This is a genomic window from Sphingobium aquiterrae (assembly GCF_037154135.1).
GTDB classification, from domain to species: Bacteria; Pseudomonadota; Alphaproteobacteria; order Sphingomonadales; family Sphingomonadaceae; genus Sphingobium; species Sphingobium aquiterrae.
In genome coordinates this window covers 141,456-156,844 of record NZ_JBANFL010000006.1, presented here as the reverse complement: position 1 = coordinate 156,844, position 15,389 = coordinate 141,456, and the positions used below count along the sequence as shown (strand labels likewise).

General features: G+C 61.3%; 16 protein-coding genes. 5 read left to right on the top strand and 11 right to left on the bottom strand.

Annotated elements, in window-relative coordinates:
• Positions 1–121: 121 nt before the first annotated feature.
• From trxC to WFP78_RS08350, 4 genes are all read left to right on the top strand, one after another.
• Positions 122–565, top strand: coding sequence for a thioredoxin TrxC (gene trxC, locus WFP78_RS08365; RefSeq protein ID WP_336960582.1), 444 nt, complete (start codon positions 122–124; stop codon positions 563–565).
• Between the two features lie 209 nt (positions 566–774).
• Positions 775–1,419 (top strand): peroxiredoxin, encoded by a 645-nt coding sequence (locus WFP78_RS08360; RefSeq protein ID WP_336960580.1) that lies wholly within the window; start codon positions 775–777, stop codon positions 1,417–1,419.
• An 83-nt stretch (positions 1,420–1,502) separates the two neighbouring features.
• A complete protein-coding gene (locus WFP78_RS08355; RefSeq protein ID WP_336960578.1) occupies positions 1,503–2,423 on the top strand; it encodes an MBL fold metallo-hydrolase in 921 nt (306 codons plus the stop codon).
• 4 nt (positions 2,424–2,427) lie between these two features.
• The gene (locus WFP78_RS08350; RefSeq protein WP_336960576.1) at positions 2,428–3,222 is read left to right on the top strand and encodes a sulfite exporter TauE/SafE family protein; all 795 of its coding nucleotides are present in this window, start codon (positions 2,428–2,430) and stop codon (positions 3,220–3,222) included.
• A 282-nt stretch (positions 3,223–3,504) separates the two neighbouring features.
• On the opposite strand, the gene WFP78_RS08345 is transcribed toward WFP78_RS08350, so the two are convergent.
• A complete protein-coding gene (locus WFP78_RS08345) occupies positions 3,505–4,281 on the bottom strand; it encodes a slipin family protein (protein ID WP_336960574.1) in 777 nt (258 codons plus the stop codon).
• Positions 4,282–4,292: 11 nt separating this feature from the next.
• A complete protein-coding gene (locus WFP78_RS08340) occupies positions 4,293–5,567 on the bottom strand; it encodes an NfeD family protein (RefSeq protein WP_336960573.1) in 1,275 nt (424 codons plus the stop codon).
• 741 nt (positions 5,568–6,308) lie between these two features.
• Between WFP78_RS08340 and WFP78_RS08335 the strand changes: the two genes are divergently transcribed.
• Complete coding sequence (locus WFP78_RS08335; RefSeq protein WP_336960730.1) at positions 6,309–7,565, top strand: mechanosensitive ion channel family protein; 1,257 nt, start codon at positions 6,309–6,311, stop codon at positions 7,563–7,565.
• A 93-nt stretch (positions 7,566–7,658) separates the two neighbouring features.
• Here WFP78_RS08335 and WFP78_RS08330 read toward each other — a convergent pair whose 3' ends face one another.
• The 9 genes from WFP78_RS08330 to WFP78_RS08290 all read right to left on the bottom strand — a co-directional run bounded on the left by WFP78_RS08330 (position 7,659) and on the right by WFP78_RS08290 (position 15,233).
• Positions 7,659–8,921: a type II toxin-antitoxin system HipA family toxin gene (locus WFP78_RS08330; RefSeq protein ID WP_336960571.1), complete on the bottom strand. Its 1,263-nt coding sequence runs from the start codon at positions 8,919–8,921 to the stop codon at positions 7,659–7,661.
• The gene (locus tag WFP78_RS08325) at positions 8,911–9,264 is read right to left on the bottom strand and encodes a helix-turn-helix transcriptional regulator (RefSeq protein WP_336960569.1); all 354 of its coding nucleotides are present in this window, start codon (positions 9,262–9,264) and stop codon (positions 8,911–8,913) included. The genes WFP78_RS08330 and WFP78_RS08325 overlap by 11 nt, the downstream gene beginning before the upstream one ends.
• Before the next feature lie 112 nt (positions 9,265–9,376).
• Positions 9,377–9,538, bottom strand: a complete 162-nt coding sequence (locus WFP78_RS08320) for a hypothetical protein (protein WP_336960567.1) — start codon at positions 9,536–9,538, stop codon at positions 9,377–9,379.
• 749 nt (positions 9,539–10,287) lie between these two features.
• Positions 10,288–10,836 (bottom strand): cytochrome b, encoded by a 549-nt coding sequence (locus tag WFP78_RS08315; RefSeq protein ID WP_336960565.1) that lies wholly within the window; start codon positions 10,834–10,836, stop codon positions 10,288–10,290.
• Positions 10,837–10,950: 114 nt separating this feature from the next.
• Entirely contained in the window at positions 10,951–11,256 is a 306-nt protein-coding gene (locus WFP78_RS08310) for an alkylphosphonate utilization protein (RefSeq protein WP_336960563.1), read from the bottom strand.
• Between the two features lie 28 nt (positions 11,257–11,284).
• On the bottom strand, positions 11,285–11,977 hold the full coding sequence (locus tag WFP78_RS08305) for a YoaK family protein (protein WP_336960561.1): 693 nt from the start codon (positions 11,975–11,977) through the stop codon (positions 11,285–11,287).
• Positions 11,978–11,987: 10 nt separating this feature from the next.
• On the bottom strand, positions 11,988–13,184 hold the full coding sequence (bktB, locus tag WFP78_RS08300) for a beta-ketothiolase BktB (protein WP_336960559.1): 1,197 nt from the start codon (positions 13,182–13,184) through the stop codon (positions 11,988–11,990).
• 52 nt (positions 13,185–13,236) lie between these two features.
• Positions 13,237–14,916, bottom strand: coding sequence for a SulP family inorganic anion transporter (locus tag WFP78_RS08295; RefSeq protein WP_336960557.1), 1,680 nt, complete (start codon positions 14,914–14,916; stop codon positions 13,237–13,239).
• Entirely contained in the window at positions 14,913–15,233 is a 321-nt protein-coding gene (locus WFP78_RS08290) for a helix-turn-helix domain-containing protein (protein WP_336960555.1), read from the bottom strand. The genes WFP78_RS08295 and WFP78_RS08290 overlap by 4 nt, the downstream gene beginning before the upstream one ends.
• Positions 15,234–15,389 lie beyond the last annotated feature (156 nt).

Below are 15,389 nucleotides of genomic sequence, written 5' to 3'. Positions count from 1 at the left end.
GCTGGGATTCAAATTTCCTACTCCTGAAGGGAGGCGAGTCTTGAACCGACTTTTTTACACGGTTACATCATGCGGGTAAACGATTAAGCAGTGCTTGCGGTTTCACAGGAGGGCCATCCGCATGTCTGATTCCCAACTGGTGGTTTGCCCGGTTTGCGCGAGCATCAACCGGGTTCCCGGTGCGAAGATCGGTGCCGCGCCCAATTGTGGACGATGCTCGATGCCGTTGTTCCAGGGCCAGCCTGTCGATGTCGATCAGGCGGCATTCGACCGTCACATCGGGCGCGGAAGCCTGCCTGTACTCGTCGATTTCTGGGCGAGTTGGTGCGGGCCGTGCCGCGCCATGGCGCCGGCGTTCAAGGCCGCCGCCGCCGAGCTGGAGCCGCATGTCCGGTTGCTGAAGGTCGACACAGAGGCCGAGCAGGGCATTGCCGGGCGTTACGGCATCCAGTCGATCCCGACGCTGATACTCTTCAAGGGCGGCCGAGAGGTTACGCGGCAGGCCGGCGCTATGGACCGCGGGCGACTCGTCGCATGGGTCAGGCAGACTCTTGCCAGCGCCTGATTCGGGTCTCGATCACCCTTACACTTAGCCTAAATGATGCTTTGGGGCGTTTGCGCGCCCGCTCTGGCGCGCCGCGAATCCGGCCTTAGCCGCCAAATTTGGAAAAGATTGAAAAATCCGATCAGAGGAATTAAGTTTATCGTGTTTTCACGATTAAATGAATTATGTATTCAATGTCTGTCGGCTACTCAGGTACAGGAGACGATAAAATGACAGATCAGGCCGCCCCCTCCATGCCCCGGATCAACGAACCGGCGCCCGCCTTCAAGGCCAAAACCACCCACGGCGAACGCTCGCTCGACGATTACAAGGGCAAGTGGCTCGTCCTCTTTTCCCACCCCGCGGACTTCACCCCGGTCTGCACGACCGAGTTCATGGGCTTCGCCAAGGCGGCGGACCGTTTCAAGGCGCTCAACTGCGAACTGCTGGGCCTCTCCATCGACTCCGTGCATTCGCACATCGCCTGGATGCGCAGTATCGAGGAGAAGTTCGGGGTCGAGATCCCGTTTCCGATCATCGACGACCTGTCGATGAACGTCGCAAAGGCCTTCGGCATGATCCATCCCGGCGCCTCGGACACCTCGGCGGTTCGGGCCACTTTCATCATCGATCCTGAGGGTATCATCCGCGCGATGGTCTACTACCCGATGTCGAACGGCCGTTCGGTCGATGAATTCGTCCGCCTGCTCACCGCGCTTCAGACGTCCGATGCCAACAAGATCGCGACGCCTGAAAACTGGCAGCCCGGTGAGCCGGTGATCGTGCCACCGCCTGCCACGGCTGAAGCCGCCAAGGCCCGCAAGGACGAGGGCTACGATTACACCGACTGGTACTTCAGCAAGAAGGCACTCTGAGCCGGTCGGGCCGGCTCCGCGCAGCACCTCTCCCCCTGAGCGCGGAGCCGGCACACCCGGTTATCGAATGAAAGGACAAGACCATGACCGACCCGCAAATCCGTGAAGCCACCCGCATCGTCGAGGCCGCGAGCGATGCGCGGCCCGCGGTCATTCGCAGTTTCTTCGACGAGGACACGTTCACCGTGACCCACGTCATCTCCGATCCGGCGACCGCCAGGGCCGCGATCATCGACAGCGTGCTCGACTTCGACCCGGCATCGGGGCGCACTTCCTTCGCGTCGGCCGACAAGGTGATCGACTATATCCAGAGCGAAGGCCTGGAGGTCGAATGGCTGCTCGAAACGCACGCCCATGCCGACCATCTCTCGGCCGCGCCCTATCTGCAGGAAAAGCTGGGTGGGACGCTGGCGATCGGTCGCCATATCCTCACGGTGCAGGAAGTGTTCGGCAAGATCTTCAACGAGGGCACGCGCTTCGCCCGCGACGGCTCACAGTTCGACCGCCTGTTCGATGACGGTGACCGTTTCCAGGTCGGGTCGATCGAGGCGATCGCGCTGCATGTTCCGGGCCACACACCCGCCGACATGGCCTATGTGATCGGCGACGCGGCCTTCATCGGCGACACGCTGTTCATGCCTGACTATGGCACCGCGCGCGCCGATTTCCCCGGTGGTGATGCGCGCACCCTCTATCGGTCCATCCGGCGCCTGCTCTCGCTGCCCGATCAGACGGGCGTGCATCTCTGCCACGATTACAAGGCCCCTGGGCGCGACACTTATGCCTGGGAGACGTCGGTGGGCGAGGAGCGCGAACATAACGTCCATGTGCGCGACGGGGTGAGCGAGGACCAGTTTGTCGCCATGCGCGAGGCGCGTGACGCGACTCTCGACATGCCCCGGCTGATCCTGCCGTCGATTCAGGTCAACATGCGCGGCGGCCATATGCCGGAGCCGGAGAGCAACGGCACCAGCTATCTGAAGCTTCCGGTTAACACGCTGTAAGGCTATGACGCTCGAACCCATCCAATATCTGCTGGGGGCCGGATCGGGTTCGCTCGTCGGCTTCACCCTGGGTCTCGTGGGCGGCGGCGGGTCAATCCTCGCCGTCCCCCTCATGGTCTATCTGGTCGGTGTTGCCTCGCCTCATGTCGCTATAGGGACCAGCGCACTCGCGGTCGCCGTCAATGCCGGCGCGAACCTCGTCCCCCATGCCCGCCAGCGCACGATCAAATGGCGCTGCGCGGGTATGTTCGCGGCCGCAGGCGTCGTGGGCGCCTATGCCGGGTCGACGCTCGGCAAGGCGTTCGACGGGCAGAAGCTGCTCTTCCTGTTCGCGCTGCTGATGATCCTCGTCGGCGCGCTGATGCTGAAAAGCCGCGGCGATCCCGGCAATCCCGATGTCCAGTGCGAGCGCGAGAACGCGCCCAAGGTGATCGGCTATGGCGGCGCGACGGGTCTGTTCTCGGGTTTCTTTGGCATCGGCGGCGGTTTCCTGATCGTGCCCGGGCTTATGGCCTCGACAGGGATGCCGATGCGCAATGCGGTCGGCTCGTCGCTGGTTGCCGTCACCGCCTTCGGCCTCACGGCCGCGCTCAACTACGCCTTTTCCGGCCTGGTCGATTGGCTGCTTGCCGCGACGTTCATCGGCGGCGGCGTGATCGGCGGCTTTGTCGGTGCCGCGCTCTCGCAACGGCTCTCTGCCCACAAGGGTGCGCTCAACACGATCTTCGCCCTGCTGATCTTCGTGGTCGCCGCCTATATGCTGTGGCAGAGCGCATCCGCCATCTTGCACGGAATTTGAGCAATCATAATCGGAGGATTATGTCGCACGATGCTGGCAAGGATGCGCGCCCGGCTCCCGCGATATGGATGAGCGGTGCGCTATCCAGCGTCAGCCGCGCATCGGGACAGTGCCGGCGATGCGGCGTGCCTGCCGCAGCATCGGCTTCATCCAGAGTCGGCCGGTCACAGGTTGAATTTGCGGAGCCTGTTTCAACAGAATCGCGAAGGTTCGCCGTTCAATTGGCACGGCCTTCGGCTAATCGTGACCTCGCCCTGGGAAGCGCGGCACCGACCGTGAATTTCAATCCTCCTGCCCGCCGCGCGGGACCGATTTCAGGAAATCCTTGAGGTCCATGGGGAAGGGGAAGACAATCGTCGAGCTGCGCTCGTTGGCGATCACGTTGAGAGTCGAGAGATAGCGAAGCTGCATCGCTTCCGGTTTCAGGCCCAGGATTTCGGCGGCTTCGAGCAGCTTCTGCGCGGCCTGCTGTTCGCCCTCGGCGTTGATGATCTTGGCGCGCCGCTCGCGTTCAGCTTCGGCCTGGCGCGCGATGGCCCGAACCATCGATTCATCGATGTCGACATGCTTGATCTCGACATTGGCGACCTTGATCCCCCAGGCATCGGTCTGCGCGTCGAGGATCTTCTGGATGTCGGCGTTGAGCTTATCCCGCTCGGCCAGCATATCGTCCAGTTCATGCTTGCCGAGGACCGACCGCAGCGTGGTCTGGGCCAGTTCGCTGGTCGCCTGCATGAAGTTCTCGACCTGGATCGTCGCCCGCTCGGGGTCGATCACGCGGAAATAGATCACCGCGCTCACCCGGACCGAAACATTGTCGCGTGAGATCACGTCCTGCGTCGGCACGTCGAGCACCACCGTTCTGAGATCCATCCGGACCATCTGCTGGACATAGGGAACAAGCAGGATGAGGCCGGGGCCCTTGACGGCCGTGAAGCGGCCGAGCGTGAACACGACGCCGCGCTCATATTCGCGCAGGATCTTGATTGCCGCTGTCAGGAACAGGAGGGCGAGGACGAACGCTGGTATGTAGAAGGCCAGACTGCCGAGCATATCCATCCTGCTTCTCCTTAGTTTTCCATGGAACTGTCGAAACCCGTATCGGCCTGTATGACGTCGAGCGTCAGGCCCTCGAGCCCTGTGACACGCACGGGCATGCCTGCTGCAAGATCGGCGGTGCCCGCGGCCTGCCAGCGTTCGCTATGGACGAAGACATGACCGGTTCCGTTGTTCCAGTCGAGCACCCTTCCGCTGGCCCCGATCAGCTCTTCCCGGCCGCTGACGATTTTCCTGCGCCGCGAGACCAGCGCCAAGCGGGCGATGACGACCGTCAGTGCCAGGCTCGCGAAAGCCACACTTGCGACGGCTGGCCAGCTGATCTGGAACTGTGGCACGTCGGTGTCGATCAGGATCGCGCCGCCAAGCATGAACGCGACCAGGCCGCCAATGCCCAATATCCCGAAGGATGGCGAGAAGGCTTCCGCCGCCATCAGGGCGATGCCGAGCAGGATGAGGGCAGCGCCGGCATAGTTCACCGGCAGGGCCGAAAAGGCATAAAGGCCGGTGAGAAGGCAGATCGCGCCGATTGTCCCGGGGTAGAGCGCACCGGGGTTCATGAACTCGAACATCAGACCATAGACGCCGATCATCATCAGGATCAGGGCGACGTTGGGATCGGTGATCGCACCGAGAAAACGCGTGCGCCAGTTCGGCGGTGCATCGACCAGCGTGAGTTCGCGGGTCGCGAGCTTGATCTCGCTTTCCCCCGCGACCACCGTGCGCCCGTCGATCTGGGCGAGAAGATCGGCACGGTCGCGGGCGACGAGATCGATGACATTCTGCTCGCGCGCGGCATTCGCGGACAAGCTGGCGGCGGTTTGCACGGCTGCTTCCGCCCAGTCCGCGTTGCGCCCTCTCAGTTCGGCGAGCGAGCGGATATAGGCGATGGCGTCGTTGCGGGCCTTCGCCTGACTCGCATCCTCCGCCTTGGGTGTGGTCGCTTTATCCTTCTCTTCTCCGTCGCGGGGCGACGACAGGGGATTGCCGCCACCGCCGATCTGCACGGGCGTCGCCGCGCCGAGATTGGTGCCCGGCGCCATCGCCGCGACATGGCTGGCATAGAGGATGTAGGTCCCGGCGCTGGCGGCCCGTCCGCCGCTCGGGCTGACATAGGTCACTACCGGCACTGGCGAACGCAATATCTCCCGGATGATGTCGCGCATCGCGCTGTCGAGACCGCCTGGGGTGTCCATTTCGATGACGACCAGCGGCGCACGCTCAGCGGCCGCCTGTTCCAGCCCCCGAACGATATAATCAGAAGTCGCGGGGCCGATCGCGCCCTGCAACGACAGTACCGGGGCCGTACGTGCAGGTTGCGCCAGGCCCGGACCCGCTAAAAGTAGCAGGCCCGCCAAGAGACCGAACAGAACCGGGACGAACGACGGACAGAAAATGGAGCGGATGCGCGTTATGTGCCTCTCCTTTCCCGGTGGTTTACCCGCCAGCGTCCATGCTGGACGCAAGTGTCGCGAACAGCAACCCCACAGGCCGCACGCCTTCCTTGCCTTTTCCGCGTCATGACAGCCCTCTCATCCAGCCTCGCCCCGGGAAGTACAGCGAGACGGCATGTGACATTGGGGGCTCGATCCCGCAGTGTCGCTACGTGAGTTTCCGTAGCGTCGTTCCATGAGAACGGTATTCGCGTCGCCATGATGGCGATCGCGGGCATCGAGCAGTTGGCGGATCACCGGCTCGGCGGCATCGGGAATCATATAATTGAGCGCACCAAGAACAGAATAATAGGAGCGCGGGTTGCTCATAGTATAAATATAGTTTAATACTGACTTACTTTAAGTAATATTATAAATTTCTTCGGTCAATAGACATCTCATCATCAATTAACGTTGCGTAGCAAAGAATTCTGCCGATTTGTCCGTGGATTGCGAGGAATTAGCCCGTACATGCCATTTTTCAACCCGATGCCGGGATTTGACATCTGGGGGACCGGCAAGCATATAAATGACCCGCATCCCAGCCATTGGAGAAAAGTTCGCACCGTTCCGGCGGGCGTGATGATCATTCTGCTTATGACCGAAGCCGGCCCGATACTCGCTCTTTCCTCATTCCTCGCCGACCTGCCGCCCTGGCTCGAAACGCTGATCGGCCTTGGCCTGCTTGTCGGCCTGGCCGCAGTGGCCAATCTGGCCGTGAAGAAGGGGATTCTGAAGCTCGCGCGGCGGCTTCTTCCCGATAAAAGCCCGACGCTCGTGGCGATCGCCGCGCGTCTTGCCAATATCGTCCCGGCCGTCATCGTGTCGCGCGGCATCGCGGCGGTGCCGAATCTTCCCGAGGCGGCGACGACGGTCACGCGCAACGTCGTGAGCGCCTTCATCATTCTCACGATCGTCATGGCGCTCAGCGCGGCGCTCAATCTTGCCAACGAACTCTACCAGCGCCGTCCGGATGCGACGAGCCGTCCGATCAAGGGCTATGTCCAGGTCCTCAAGATCATTCTCTATGCGGCCTGCACGATCCTGATCGTCGCTGTCCTCATGGAACAGTCGCCGCTGCTGCTGCTTTCCGGTCTTGGCGCGATGGCGGCGGTGCTGATGCTGGTGTTCAAGGACACCATCCTCTCGCTCGTCGCTTCGGTCCAGCTCACTTCCAATGACATGCTCCGCGTAGGCGACTGGATCGAGATGCCCCAGCTCAATGCCGACGGCGATGTGATCGACATCGCACTCCATACGGTGAAGGTGCAGAATTGGGACAAGACGATAACGACTATCCCCACCTACAAGCTGATCGAGCAGAGCTACAAGAATTGGCGCGGCATGTCGGAATCGGGCGGCCGGCGGATCAAGCGGTCGCTGTTCATCGACCAGAACAGTATCCGCTTCCTCACGCCCGAGGAGCAGGCCACGATGCGCCGCTTCGCGCTGATCGATGATTATCTCGACCGCAAGCAGGTGGAGTTGGATCAATGGAATGCCCGGCTGGCCGAAGCCGGGCGCGATCCGGTCAACACGCGGCGCGTCACCAATATCGGGACGTTCCGCGCTTATGTGATTGCCTATCTGCGCGCTCATGCCCGGATTGCGCAAGACATGACGCAACTGGTGCGCCAGCTCCAGCCGACACCGCAAGGCCTGCCGCTGGAAGTCTACTGCTTCACCAGCACCACCGCCTGGGCCGAATATGAAAGCATTCAGGCCGATATCTTCGACCATTTGCTGGCGATCCTGCCCGAGTTCGATTTGCGGCTGTTCCAGGAACCCAGTGGCCTCGATATGTGGAAGTTGCATCCATTATCGAGAAAAACCAACGTCCTGCTCGGAGAGTGAACTATTCCGGATTTTGAATCAATGGGTTGAGTGTCAATGCTGCCACTGCCACCGACCGCTTTCAATTCGCTGATACGGAAGTGATTAAGAGCCTCAACTTTCGGCGAAGCCCTGCAAGGCAAACGGGTTGAGGAATTGCCGCCCCCACAGGAGGGCGCGGTCAACCTGAGATAGTCCGGCTTCGTCGCAAACAGCGTCCCAGTTCGCGTGGATCGCGGCAATCTGGTCGTCCATGATCTTCCGCGCACGATCCTGACTCAGCAGGAAGTTCGGCGCGGCTTCGAGGCAGACGGTGAGCTGGCTCAGCCGCTTGCCGCCAACGATCAGCATGGCCTGCGATGCCTCGCCGCCGCTGCGGCCTTGCGGGCAGATGTCATAAGCAGGCGTCAGCGTCAGCGACTTGCCGTCCCAGAACGCGGCATGATTGCGTGCATGATCGTCGGTATTGCCTGAGAGGATGTTGAACACGATCCGGCCAAACAACTCTTCGAGCGTCGCCTTGGGACCGGTGAAGCGATGGCGCACGATCTCCGCCAAGTCCTCATAGCTCGCATAGCGCGCTTCGGTTTCGTCGAGTTCGAGCATGGTCAGCGTCGAGACGATGGCGCGGCGCATCCAGCCCCTTGGGCCTTGTTGCCGGTCGAAGCGTTCGATCAGCAGCACGTCCTTGCCGAGCCCCGCGGTCAGTTCGACATGGGCCACGTCGAGGCCCACCAGCCTGGCCATCCGCATGGCGATGAATTCCGCTTTCACGACATTGTAAAGGTCGTTGCTCGCTGAAAATTTGGCGATGAATTTTCGGGTCTTGGCGTCGATCAGCGCCTTCGGGCGCGCGCCGCCCAGCGACGTGCCGTGCTGGAGCGCCTGATCGAGATCGGGCGAAAGTGGAACGCCCTTTTCCACCCGCTCCGCCGATTGCATCAGTTCTTCGAGCGACGCGTTCTGCCGTGCGCGCGGAACATAGTCGGTCGGCGAGAACTGGAAATCGAGCGCGCCGATCCGGTCGGAACCGGATTCCAGCAGATAGGTCAGCTCGTCGAGATCGGCGTTTGCGTCGTTGCCCTTCGTGCCGAGCATGCGGTTGATGATGACCCGCCGCCCCCAGGCATCGGGCGAGCCGTCGCGGATGCAGCTTGGCAGCAGCATCCGGTCATGCGGCGGCTGGATACCGGCCTTGAGCGGAAGCTCGGGATCATAAATCGGAACCGCGTCCTTGCGGGCTAGATAGCTCTGGCCATAATTGAAGGCGAGACGACCGTCCGGCTGGCGGCTCAACAGACCCGCGACCACTGGCTCTACTGCGCCAGGCAACCATATCCAGACATAGGCCTCGTCATGGCGGCGTTCAGAAGTCATCGCGCACCGCCGTGGTCCTGGGTTTGCGGACCTTCTTGGGAAGCAGGCTGAGTTTTTCGGCCTGCTCCGCCATGCGCGAGGCCAGACGCCCCCTATCTTCTTCGAACAAGGATACGCCGACAATCGTCGCGGCCTCGAACACCGCGCCGATCTCGCAGCGCGGATCACCGTTTTCGATCCGGCGCAGCATGTCGCGGGAAATGCCGACACGCTCGGCCAGTTCGACCATGCTCAGCTTCCGCTCGATCCGGCCTATCCGGATGAGCTGTCCAAGCGTGACGATGGCTTCTCGTCCATAGCGGGAATAGGTCCGGTCGATGGTCGAGTGTTTTGCGCGCGGCATGGCTGCATCCTTTATATCCAAGGATGCCGAAAATGGGATCAAATGTCAAGAATATGGCTTATATATAAGCCTTATAGGTTTATTTGGTGTTTATATAAGTCATTTCCAAAGCCTATGGTGATATCCGGCACTGTGCTTCCGGCAGGAATTCCAGCGAATATCCGCTGGAAGCCATGGACGCGAGCATCGCCGCTGGCGTGCGCCAGCACCGCGTTCGGCTGAGGAAATCATCGAACCGGTTTCCGACACGACCTTTCTTCACCTCTTCGGTCACGATGCCCCTTCCCGCTGTTGCTTGTAGGCGATCCGCATCATACACACGAGGTTAAGCAGCCCTCTCTAAAAGAATGATCGGCGATCCGCCAGAAAAGTCGATATGGGAGAACGCTATGAAAAACATACTCCCTATATCCCCGAATAGTTTCACACGTCCTTTCGCGATTGCCTTTGCAGGCTTGGTATTGATTGGGAGCTATCTATCTTATGCTCACAAAGCGCGCATGGACATGGGGCACACGCCGATGCGGTAGACAATACGTCCATGCGCGGCAGCAAAAGGTCAGATGCCATGCAAGGGCATCAGGGGGCCGGTGACTATGACGGTGATGGGAGGTCCGATTTGAATGCTACGGATAATCCCGCAACGTAATCAAAGTTCAAGGCAGGCAAGGCGCTGGCGGACATTGTCAAGCATAGCGATCAACCGGGCAGTGCGGCGCATGGTGGCGGGCGTAATCCGCAAACGGGCAAGGAAATCAAGAGTGCTGGAGCCAAGCGCGCCGGTGATCCCATTCCCGGCATAGACATCACCGTTCCCCAATCTCCGGGCGGCGGTAAGTAACAGCGTATATCCGCGCAGGGTTTCCTCTAGGTGGATTGGTGTATGCATATCGGGGTGATGTCGCGCCTGAACTGGCTGGGCTAGAAGTTGATCCCAGAAAACTCATGGCTGGCGCGCACCATCTGGGCAATGCTGACGAAGAATGAGGATTACCGGGATCCGGCCTGATCGACAGGCCGACATCAATGCCGGCCCGGCAGCATGCGGCGCAAGGTATCGTCCTTGACGATGTAATGATGGAAGAGAGCGGCAAGAGCATGGAAGCCGATCAGGAAATATCCGATGGTCCCGACGGTCTCGTGCCAATCCTTCACCTGTCCCGCCAAGGCCTTGCTCTGGCCGACAAGAGCCGGCAGTTCGAGGCCAAAGAATGGAATCGGCTTGCCCGACGCGCTCAGAATAACCCAGCCCGCCAAGGGCATCGCCAACATGAACGCATAGAGCGCAAGATGCGTCGCGTTGGCCAGAAGCGCCTGCCATGCTGACGGTTCCGGCGTGACTGGCGGCTTGCGCTGGCTAAGGCGCGCTACCAAGCGGATGATGACCAATGCCAGAACAGCGAGCCCGAGCATGAAATGCCAGGATTTCAGCCCTTCACGCATGTCGGTTCCCTTGGGATAGTTCTCCCGCAGGAGAATGGCCGCATAAACGGCCGAGATCAGCAGCACCATGAGCCAGTGCAGAGTGATCGACAGGGAAGAGAAACGCTGACGGATATTGGTTGTACTCATTGCGAACCTCACATCATCTTTCATGCTGCCGCCGAGACGAGCAAAATGCCTTGATCTTCCTCAAGCACCTTTGCGCCGAAAAACGGGTGGAACCGAAAATGCCGGATCCGCCAATCAGCTGCGCTTGCGTACAAACTCCGCGCGAAGCACCAAACCTTTGATGCCTTCATATCGGCAGTCGATTTCCTGCGGGTCATCGGTAAGACGGATCGACTTTATCAGCGTCCCGCGCCTCAGAGTCTGGCCCGCGCCCTTGACGACCAGGTCCTTGATCAACGTGACCTGGTCGCCGTCAGCAAGCAGGTTGCCCAGGGCATCGCGGACTTCGACCCGGTCCGCTGTGGCGCGCCGTTCCGCTAGTTCGGATGCGGGCATCCATTCACCGGATTCTTCATCGTAGACATATTCATCATCACTCATCGGGTTCTCCATTGCTCAGGAATGTGCGTCAGGCACGGAACAGATCGCGTTCAATCAACCAGGTGCGCATTGTCAGCAATCCAGCCACGATGGCGGCCAACGCAATGGAACGAATGTCGAACGCCATCCACGCGCCGGCGCCTGCAAGCCCGCCAATCAGGAAGGCCAGCCAAAACGATGCATGCAGGCCAAGCTGGCGATGGTTCACGCCATGTCGTCCGTCGGCCAATGCCTCCCCGAACCGGACGATCTGCGTTGAGGGCGACATGGCCTCCCGCAAGTCGGGATCGTCCTTCTCGAACAGGCAATGGGCGGCACCCATCGCCATGGCGAGGAGGATGGCCGGGACGATCGCGACATTCAACCGGAACACAAGATAGGCGCCAGTCAGGGCAACCGTGGTGCAGACGAGCGTCACCGTGCGCCGGTAACGGCTCGTGCCGTGTGCGACCAGGGTCGCAAGCACGACACCTCCAACGAAACTGGCCACCATGCCTGCGGCAAATTGCGCGATAGCCACGCTACCAGGAAGGTTCACGCCCAGCACCGTGGTGTTGGCCTCAGGCGATGCCAGGAAGACATTACCGAAAGCCAGAAAACCAACGGCATTGATAAAGCCTGCAAGCAGCGCCAGCATGGCGGCCAGTTGGACCAGTGCGCGTTCCGCCCTGCCGATATCCAGCGAACTGCGACGTCTGCGTATCCGGCCGGGTTCGCTCATGGCTTGCCTCTCATGCCTCACCGGCCGGCCATCGCTCGATCACGAGCGCGATCCCCTGTCCGCCGCCAATGCACATGGTCACAAGGCCATAGCGCCCGCCAATGCGCTCGAGTTCATAAAGCGCCTTGATGGTGATGATGGCGCCGGTTGCACCGACCGGGTGCCCAAGTCCAATGCCACTGCCATTGGGATTGACCTTTTCGGGTGGCAAATCGAGCAATTTGGTCACCGCGCAAGCCTGTGCGGCGAAAGCCTCGTTCGCTTCGATCACGTCGATATCGTCAAGTGACAAGCCGGCCCGCTTGAGGGCGATGGGCACGGCTTCGACCGGCCCCAGTTCCATGACCTCGGGGGCGACACCGGCATGTCCCCAACTGACCACCCGGGCGCGGGGTGTCAGTCCACAGGTCTCGGCAGCGGTGGCGGAGGCCAGCACCAGGGCCGCGCCAGCGTCGTTGATCCCGCTGGCGTTGTCCGCTGTCACGGTCCCGCCGTCCTTGCGGAAGATGGGTTGGAGCACGCCGAGCGCTTCACTGGAAACGGCGGTGCGCACATGCTCGTCGACTTCGAACATATGGGTGCCGCCCCGGCCCTTGACTTCCACGGGGACGATCTGCTCGCGAAAGCGGCCTTCCTGCTGGGCTCTTGCCGCCCGGCGATGGCTTTCGGCCGCCAGTGCGTCCTGCTCGGCCCGGGTGATGCCATGACGCTCGGCAACATTTTCGGCAGTAACCCCCATATGGCCTGCGCCGAAGGGATCGCTTAGTGTCGCGTTCATCGCATCGATCATCATTTCATCGCCCATCCTGCGACCCCAGCGCAGGCCCTTGAGGACGTGTGGCGATTGGTTCATGCTCTCGACACCGCCGGCAACGGCGATGCCGCACTCGCCCAAGGCGATCATTTGGGCGGCAGAAACAATGGCCTGAACGCTCGATCCGCACAGACGGTTCAGGGTGAGCGCCGGGGTCCGATCAGGAATCCCCGCTGCAATCGCGGCAATCCGGGAGACATAGGCATCGCGCGGCTCGCTCTGGATAACCTGGCCAAGGACCACATGCTCCACATCGCCAGGTTCGATTCCGGCCCGCTTGATGGCTTCGGCAATGACGACGCGCCCGAGCTCCCATGGCGCGACATCCTTGAGGCTTCCCCCAAATTCGCCGATCGCGGTGCGGACACCCGACAAGATCACGACGTCGTTCAAGCATTCCTCCATTCAACAATGGGCTCGTCCGAACCGGACAAGAGCGTGCCGATCAGTGCAGTTGAGCTTCGGGGGCCTCGAGCAAGCCAACCGCCAGCGCCTGTGCACTGGCGAAGTCTGTTGCGTAGAAGACCTTGCCCGAACCGCTCCCGAGATGAACCCGCTCGAGCATCGAGCGCGGTTGCGCCTGCACCCCGGACAGCACGACTGTTGCGCCAGCGACATGCGCCTGCTCAACGAACTCCTCGAGCGCCTGAACACCGCTGGCATCGAGCAATGGAACGAGCCGCATGCGCAGAATGATGACTTTGGGGGACTGTCCGACGCGGCGCAGCGTATCAAGCAGTTCGCCCGCGACGCCGAAGAAGAACGGTCCGGTGATGCGGAATACCTCGACGCCTTGCGGCAAGGCGTCGCGCTGGTGAATGTCTTCGGAATCGAGATCGGTATCCTGTCTGCCGCTGCTGTCGACTTCGACGGCCTCGCTCATGCGGGCCATGAACAGGAGCGAGGCCAGGGTCACGCCGACGCCGATCGCGACCGTGAGATCGACGAGCACTGTCAGGCCGAAGGTCAGAAGCAGGACGGCCCGGTCACTGTTGGGCATACGCAGCAAGGCGATGAACCGTTCATATTCACTCATCCCCCAGGCGACCATGAACAGGATCGCGGCAAGCGCGGCCATGGGCACGAACGCCATGAGCCTGGTGGCGAACAGGATGAACAGGAGCAGGAAGATCGCGTGCATGATCCCGGCGACCGGGGTTCTGGCCCCGGAGCGGATGTTGGTGGCGGTGCGGGCGATCGCGCCGGTTGCGGGCAGGCCGCCGAACAGAGCTGATCCGATATTGGCCACGCCCTGGCCAATCAGTTCCTGGTTTGAACGATGTCGTGTCCCGATCATGCCATCGGCGACGACGGCTGAGAGCAGGGCTTCGATGCCAGCCAGAAATGCAATGGTGAATGCCGACGGCAACACGGCATTGACCTTGGCGAGGGAAATCTCCGGGAAGGAGGGCATGGGCAGGCCGGCGGGAATATCGGGAAAACGAGAACCGATCGTGTCGACCGGGAGCTTGAGCACAGCCACCGCGACCGAACTCACGACGACGGCGATCAGGAATCCGGGCAGCTTGGGTGCGAGTTTGCGCAGCACGATGATGATTGTGAGTGCGAAGATGCCAATGCCCAGTGTGGGCCAGCTGGTGCTCGACATGGCTGCCAGATAGGCCTGCCATTTCGGGAGGAACTCGGCAGGAACCTCAGCCATCGAAAGCCCGAGGAAATCCTTCACCTGGCTCGAGGCGATGATAACGGCAATCCCCGCCGTAAACCCGGTTACGACCGGGTGAGGGATGAACTTGATCATCTGCCCGAGGCGAAACACCCCGGCCGCAATAAGGATCAGGCCGGCCAGGAGCGTCGCTATCAGCAGGCCATCATAACCGTGCCGGGCAATGACATTGAAAATGACGACAACAAAGGCCCCGGTCGGCCCGCCGATCTGAACCCGCGATCCGCCAAGGGCTGAAATCAGGAACCCTGCCACCACCGCCGTGACAAGCCCCTTGTCGGGCGAAGCCCCGCTGGCGATACCCAGCGCCATGGCCAGCGGCAGCGCGACAATCGCGACCGTCAGCCCTGCGATCGCGTCAGCCCGGAAGGTGCGGGCATCATAGCCTTCGCGCAATGCCGTGATGAGCTTGGGCGTGAAGGCGGCTTTTGCGTTCACCGGACCGGTTCCCCGCTCGCCGCCTTGTCATAGAGAATCGACTGCCCCCGGCCGCTCGGCTTTCCCGATGTCGTTTCGCGCAGCCGCACCCCGCGGCCTACGCCCGTACTGGGGGCATTCTCGCCAAGCAGCTCGATGCCGGCACTCTCCAGCGCGGTGATCACCTTGACCAGTGTGTCGACAACGCCGCGCACCTGGCCATCAGATGATTCCATGCGCTGGATGGTCGGCAAGGACAGCCCGGCAAGTGCTGCGAGCTGGCGCTGGTCAATCCCAAGAAGGGCGCGCGCGGCCCGCATTTGCTGCGATGTGATCATGAAGGCTCCATGATGTATAATACATCAAATATGAGTCTTATCAATTTAGAATGAGGTTGTATATATGCCTTATGCCAATCATTGGATCAGTTCCTGCGAAGGAAGGCCCCGCTGGCGACGTGAGCGGGGACCGTTCAAGCGTCAGTGCGATCAAGG

What these genes read in the sequence shown, in the direction of transcription:
- WFP78_RS08290 (WP_336960555.1), bottom strand. Translation starts at nt 15,233, where the DNA reads ATGATCACATCGCAGCAAATGCGGGCCGCGCGCGCCCTTCTTGGGATT.
- WFP78_RS08355 (WP_336960578.1), top strand. Translation starts at nt 1,503, where the DNA reads ATGACCGACCCGCAAATCCGTGAAGCCACCCGCATCGTCGAGGCCGCG.
- WFP78_RS08360 (WP_336960580.1), top strand. Translation starts at nt 775, where the DNA reads ATGACAGATCAGGCCGCCCCCTCCATGCCCCGGATCAACGAACCGGCG.
- WFP78_RS08325 (WP_336960569.1), bottom strand. Translation starts at nt 9,264, where the DNA reads ATGCCGCGCGCAAAACACTCGACCATCGACCGGACCTATTCCCGCTAT.
- WFP78_RS08315 (WP_336960565.1), bottom strand. Translation starts at nt 10,836, where the DNA reads ATGAGTACAACCAATATCCGTCAGCGTTTCTCTTCCCTGTCGATCACT.
- WFP78_RS08305 (WP_336960561.1), bottom strand. Translation starts at nt 11,977, where the DNA reads ATGAGCGAACCCGGCCGGATACGCAGACGTCGCAGTTCGCTGGATATC.
- WFP78_RS08335 (WP_336960730.1), top strand. Translation starts at nt 6,309, where the DNA reads ATGACCGAAGCCGGCCCGATACTCGCTCTTTCCTCATTCCTCGCCGAC.
- WFP78_RS08345 (WP_336960574.1), bottom strand. Translation starts at nt 4,281, where the DNA reads ATGGATATGCTCGGCAGTCTGGCCTTCTACATACCAGCGTTCGTCCTC.
- WFP78_RS08350 (WP_336960576.1), top strand. Translation starts at nt 2,428, where the DNA reads ATGACGCTCGAACCCATCCAATATCTGCTGGGGGCCGGATCGGGTTCG.
- trxC (WP_336960582.1), top strand. Translation starts at nt 122, where the DNA reads ATGTCTGATTCCCAACTGGTGGTTTGCCCGGTTTGCGCGAGCATCAAC.
- WFP78_RS08310 (WP_336960563.1), bottom strand. Translation starts at nt 11,256, where the DNA reads ATGAGTGATGATGAATATGTCTACGATGAAGAATCCGGTGAATGGATG.
- WFP78_RS08330 (WP_336960571.1), bottom strand. Translation starts at nt 8,921, where the DNA reads ATGACTTCTGAACGCCGCCATGACGAGGCCTATGTCTGGATATGGTTG.